This window comes from Phyllobacterium sp., assembly GCF_037994405.1.
GTDB lineage: Bacteria > Pseudomonadota > Alphaproteobacteria > Rhizobiales > Rhizobiaceae > Phyllobacterium.
Map to the genome: position 1 here is coordinate 1 of NZ_JBBNAN010000094.1, position 5,242 is coordinate 5,242.

Here is a 5,242-nt window from a genome sequence, read left to right on the forward strand (position 1 = left end):
GTCACCCAATTGCTCAATCGCCCGGCTCGCCTGTCTGTATGGGGCACAGATTTGACGGATCGGCGCCGTTAGAGCTCGTTCTCAAGGGCGGCCAGATCGGAGAAGAAGACTTCCTCGTGCGCATACGGGACGGGCGGCTGAGCTAAACCGTTTCACGCGAGTGCAGCATCGTCCACAAGGGTCATCCCGCGTCGGACGAAGCCCTGGACGGCGTCGATATGCCAAGCCACATTGAGGTGCCAGATCGGGATAATCCCACGGCGCTGGATTTCACGACTGTTTAATGGCCCGGATCGCATAGCGATGTTGAGATGCCCTCGCCCACCCCTTCAACAGGCCAATATTCTTGGCCTGTGCACGATGGATCGCGCGCATGTTCGTATTGATCGCAACATCCACGAAACCCGTCTGTCTCAGCAGGTCGGCCACTGCTTCAGCACGGGCGCCTTGCGAGAAATAGACCCGTGCGAGGATGCTGCGATGGGTTTCGGCAAGGTCAGTTGACAATTGCACCGGCGCGCTTTTCAAAGGTCCCTTGCGCTGACAGAACCCTGAAAATCGAACAATTAACCGCTCCAGTTGGCTCGCATTGACGAAATCTCCATCGACAATGAGCAATGAACCTCCCGGTTTGAGCACGCGCAACCACTCGGCAAAGGCCGCCGCCGGGTTCACCAGCGTCCAGACCAGGTGCCGGTTGACAATGACGTCGTAATGGTTGGCCGGCTCCATGGTGTTTTCGGCATCACCTAGATGGAAAGCGATCGTGCGCCCTCTGGTCCTTGCCTTGGCGCGGGCGAGTTCCAGCATTGGCTCGGCCCAATCGATCCCGGTCACTCTGAAGCCCAGATCGTCCATAAGATGCGATACAACGCCTGTGCCGCTGGCAAGGTCGAGCGCCGCGCGCCCCTTGCCCTCGCCCAAATGCCTGAGGATGAGTTGATGCCATGCAGCACGCTCCTGTTCAGAGAAAATCTCGTGTCCAGGCGATTGATCAAAGGCCGCCGCCCGCTTCGACCAATAGAGTTTGATCTCCTCCCGAAGGTCGAAATTCGATCCATCCGTTCGACTGTCCATCCTGGCTGTCCCCTATGTATCATTGCTTGGAAGCGTTCTAAAAGATAAATGTTGACCATTACAGTCATGAAATAATAGAACGAGCCAGCTTTCCACCGGAGTTACGAAGAATGCGGTTCATTGACAAGGCAGCTTTGGCAGCCGTGGGTCTATGTATTTCCCTTTCAGCAAATGCGTTCGCAGAAAAGATCACCATCAAGGATGTGACCGGCCGCGACGTCGAAGTGAGTGCGCCTGTCGAAAAGGTCATTCTCGGCGAAGGCCGGCAGATTTATTTCGTCGCCGTGCTCGACAGGGATGAACCCTTCAAGCGTATCGTCGGTTGGCGCGATGATTTGCCAAAGGCAGATCCGGAGAGCTACGCCGCTTATCTTGCGAAATATCCCGGTCTTGCCAAGTTGCCGACATTTGGCGGCATGAAAGATGGGACGTTCGACGTGGAACAGGCGGTCGCCCTGAGGCCGGATGTTATCATCATGAATGTCGATGCGAAGACCGCCACGGAAGAAGCGGGATATATCGAGAAACTCGGCAAGGTTGGCATTCCGCTGGTCTATGTCGACTTCCGCGAGAAGCCGATGGAAAACACCGAGCCAAGCATGCGCATTATCGGCAAGCTCTTCGGCAAGGAGCAGAAGGCCGAGGAATTCATCAAATTCCGCGCAGACAGCATTGCCAGGGTCACGGACGTTCTCGCACGGGATAATCCAGCAAAGCCGCTCGTCTTCGTTGAGCGCGCAGGCGGTTACTCTGACGATTGCTGCATGTCATTCGGCAATGAGAATTTCGGCAAAATGGTCGAATTTGCTGGCGGCACCAACATGGCCAAGGACATTATTCCTGGAACGTTCGGCACCGTGAACCCGGAACAGATCATCGCCTCGAACCCGGATCAGATCATTGTCACCGGCGGCAATTGGCAGGGCTATGTCCCAGGCGGGAACTGGGTCGGCGTCGGTTACGGTGCGGATGAGGAAGAGGCGCTTCGCAAGCTGCACAACCTGACCAAACGGCCTGCGTTCACCGGCGTCAAAGCGGTCAAGGAAGGCAATGTCCACGCCATTTGGCACCAGTTTTACAACAACCCCTATCAGTTCGTCGCCATTCAAGAGATCGCCAAGTGGCTGCACCCGGATCTCTTCAAGGACCTCGATCCCGAGACAACGTTCAAGGAGCTGCACGAACGTTTTCTACCGCTTCCCTATAAGCCGGGTTACTTTGTCTCCCTGAAATCCAGCACGTAATCGCCATGGCAGTCACCCTCGATAGCAACGATGCAGCGACCGGACTTGGCAAGTACCGCGCCTTGACCTTTCGCCGGGCCGTTCTCATCGCGGGATTGGTTGCTGCGCTTTTCCTCAGTATGTCAATCGATATGGCTTTGGGACCGGCAAACTACGCACTTTCCGATGTGCTGAAAGCGTTGTTCCGGTCAGATACAGTCAGTGATCAGCTTCGTGTGGTCATCTGGGATATTCGCATGCCAATTGCGCTGATGGCGGTAACGGTTGGAGCCTCACTCTCGGTAGCGGGGGCGCAAATGCAGACCATACTCGCCAATCCACTGGCCAGCCCCTTTACACTTGGTATTTCCGCGGCGGCCGGCTTTGGCGCCGCTCTTGCGCTGGTTGGCGGGGTCGCTGTATTTCCGCTCGCAACGCAGTTCATGGTGCCCATCAACGCCTTCCTGATGGCGATGCTGGCAGCGCTCTTCATTCATTTTGCATCGACCATGCGCGGCGTTACAGTTGAAACAATTGTCTTGCTCGGTATCGCCCTCGTCTTTACGTTCAACGCTCTGCTATCGCTGCTCGAATATCTGGCCTCCGAGCAAGCCCTTGCCGCGGTTGTGTTCTGGACCATGGGAAGTCTCACCAAGGCGACATGGCCAAAGGTCTGGATCACCGCGGCTGTTCTTGTCGTGACAATTCCGCTTTTCGCCCGCCGTGCCTGGGCATTGACGGCCTTGCGGCTCGGCGAGGACAAGGCGGCAAGTTTTGGCATCAATGTGCGCCGCCTGCGGCTTGAAACCATGCTAACCGTGAGCCTTCTGGCTGCCATTCCTGTTTCCTTCGTCGGCACGATCGGCTTCGTCGGTCTTGTTGGTCCGCATATCGCGCGCATGCTGGTTGGCGAAGATCAGCGCTTTTTCCTGCCAGCGTCATTGATATGCGGTGCACTGCTCTTGTCGGCCACCTCTGTCGTCAGCAAGACGCTTATTCCAGGTGCGGTCCTTCCTATCGGCGTCATAACCGCGCTCGTCGGCGTACCATTTTTCTTCGCACTCATTTTCACTCACCGGAGGCGATCATGGTAAAATTGGCGCTCGAAGGTCTTGGCGCCAAATATGGCAAGCACACGGTACTATCCGGTGTAAGCACAGGGGTGCTGGCCGGCGGCGGCATGACCGCCGTTATCGGACCCAACGCGGCAGGTAAATCAACCCTGTTCAAGCGCATTGCTGGGCTCGCCTCGGGGCCGGGCCTCGTGCACCTCTCCGATACCGCCAACGGCGAGGAGGCCATCTGCTACATGCCGCAGGATACGGGCGCCAACGCAGTCCTTACGGTTTACGAATCCGTGTTGCTCGCATCCAAGCAAGGTTCTGGCTGGAAGGTGCACGACAGCGAGCTAAAGGAAATCGACAGGATACTGGGCGCACTCAGGATCGAGGATCTCGCCTTCCGCAGTCTCGGCGAACTGTCTGGGGGGCAACGGCAGCTTGTGTCGATTGCCCAGGCACTGGTACGCAAACCCGAAATTCTATTGATGGACGAGCCAACCTCGGCACTGGACCTGTTTCGCCAAATCGAGGTTCTCAGCTTCATGAAGAGCCTTTCCGCCAGGTCGAATATGGCCGTGATGATCGCGCTGCACGATCTCAACCATGCATTGCGCTATTGCGACAACACAATCGTTATTGCCAACGGAACGATGATCGCCAGCGGTCGGACCGGCGAAGTGATCACGCAAGATCTGCTCCGCGACATTTATCGCGTCGACGCCCGGATCGAGAACTGCTCGCAGGGACGGCCAGTCATTATTGTCGACGGGTCGCTTGTTTGAGTTCAATCTTCATGATGTTCAAAAAATGGGAAAGAGATCCGGCATCACCTTCCAGCTGCGCAGGGACTCGCTGATTTAAACCACGGGTATGAACATACGCCTGATGACAATTCGAAAGAGACTGGCAGGCCAATTCTGTGATGCGGCATGCGGAATAGCCACCCGCGTTCCTGTAGTCCTTCTCGCCCGTTTCAGCTAACTTAAATGGGAAGGGAGCGACGTCGCGATCAAAGTCCCATCAGGAAGATTGCGGTCAACGTAAACCAATAAATGATGGCGTCAAAGAAGCGACGGAAGTCTGGGATCAAGATCGCCACGTTCAATGTCAATGGCGTGAACGGCCGGCTGCCTTTGCTCCTGCGCTGGTTGGCAGAAGCAGAGCCTGACATTGTCTGTCTCCAGGAACTCAAATCACCGCAAAACAAATTCCCCATCGCGGCAATTAGGAATGCTGGCTATGGGGCGATTTGGCATGGCCAAAACCGCTGGAATGGCGTCGCCATTCTCGCACGCGGCGCTGAGCCGATCGAGACACGGCGCGCCCTGCCCGGTGATCCAGAAGACGACCATTGCCGCTATATCGAGGCGGCCGTAAACGGAATCCTGGTTGCCTGTCTCTATCTCCCCAATGGCAATCCCGCGCCCGGTCCGAAATTCGACTACAAGCTACGATGGTTCGAACGTTTGACCGCGCATTCAGCCGAGTTGCTCGGAACCGGCGCACCAATCGTGCTGGCCGGCGACTATAACGTCATTCCGACAGAGCTCGACGTCTACAAGCCCGAGCGCTGGGTGGACGACGCTCTCTTCCGGATCGAGGCACGCGAAGCTTTTCAGACGCTTCTCGCACAAGGATGGACTGATGCGATCAGAGCCCTTCACCCTGGCCAGCGCATCTACACGTTTTGGGACTATTTCAGAAACGCCTGGGGCCGTAATGCTGGGCTGCGCCTCGACCATCTACTTCTCGCGCCTGCACTGAGTGATCGACTCCTTGCCACTGACGTCGATCGGCACGTTCGCGGGTGGGACAAGGCGAGCGACCATGCTCCCGCCTGGATCGAGCTCAGCAACGCTGTTCATGGCGCTTGAACAAAGC

5 protein-coding genes are annotated in these 5,242 nt (G+C 56.7%); 4 read left to right on the top strand and 1 reads right to left on the bottom strand.

The annotated features are described in order from the left end of the window. Positions 1 to 270 precede the first annotated feature (270 nt). Positions 271 to 1,077, bottom strand: a complete 807-nt coding sequence (locus tag AAAC48_RS05620) for a methyltransferase domain-containing protein (protein ID WP_340653236.1) — start codon at positions 1,075 to 1,077, stop codon at positions 271 to 273. Between the two features lie 110 nt (positions 1,078 to 1,187). Here AAAC48_RS05620 and AAAC48_RS05625 point away from each other — a divergent pair, with 110 nt between their 5' ends. The 4 genes from AAAC48_RS05625 (at position 1,188) to xth (ending at position 5,235) form a co-directional block, all read left to right on the top strand. After that, complete coding sequence (locus AAAC48_RS05625) at positions 1,188 to 2,321, top strand: ABC transporter substrate-binding protein (protein WP_340653237.1); 1,134 nt, start codon at positions 1,188 to 1,190, stop codon at positions 2,319 to 2,321. Positions 2,322 to 2,326: 5 nt separating this feature from the next. Beyond that, the gene (locus AAAC48_RS05630; RefSeq protein WP_340653238.1) at positions 2,327 to 3,394 is read left to right on the top strand and encodes an iron ABC transporter permease; all 1,068 of its coding nucleotides are present in this window, start codon (positions 2,327 to 2,329) and stop codon (positions 3,392 to 3,394) included. Then, positions 3,388 to 4,143 carry an ABC transporter ATP-binding protein gene (locus tag AAAC48_RS05635; RefSeq protein WP_340653239.1) on the top strand — a complete coding sequence of 252 codons (756 nt, stop codon included), beginning with the start codon at positions 3,388 to 3,390 and terminating at the stop codon, positions 4,141 to 4,143. The genes AAAC48_RS05630 and AAAC48_RS05635 overlap by 7 nt, the downstream gene beginning before the upstream one ends. A 303-nt stretch (positions 4,144 to 4,446) precedes the next feature. Then, positions 4,447 to 5,235 carry an exodeoxyribonuclease III gene (gene xth / locus AAAC48_RS05640; protein ID WP_340653240.1) on the top strand — a complete coding sequence of 263 codons (789 nt, stop codon included), beginning with the start codon at positions 4,447 to 4,449 and terminating at the stop codon, positions 5,233 to 5,235. The last annotated feature ends 7 nt before the right edge of the window (positions 5,236 to 5,242 follow it).

Coding starts and splice junctions, on each gene's coding strand:
- AAAC48_RS05625 (WP_340653237.1), top strand. CDS start 1,188: ATGCGGTTCATTGACAAGGCAGCTTTGGCAGCCGTGGGTCTATGTATT.
- AAAC48_RS05635 (WP_340653239.1), top strand. CDS start 3,388: ATGGTAAAATTGGCGCTCGAAGGTCTTGGCGCCAAATATGGCAAGCAC.
- AAAC48_RS05630 (WP_340653238.1), top strand. CDS start 2,327: ATGGCAGTCACCCTCGATAGCAACGATGCAGCGACCGGACTTGGCAAG.
- AAAC48_RS05620 (WP_340653236.1), bottom strand. CDS start 1,077: ATGGACAGTCGAACGGATGGATCGAATTTCGACCTTCGGGAGGAGATC.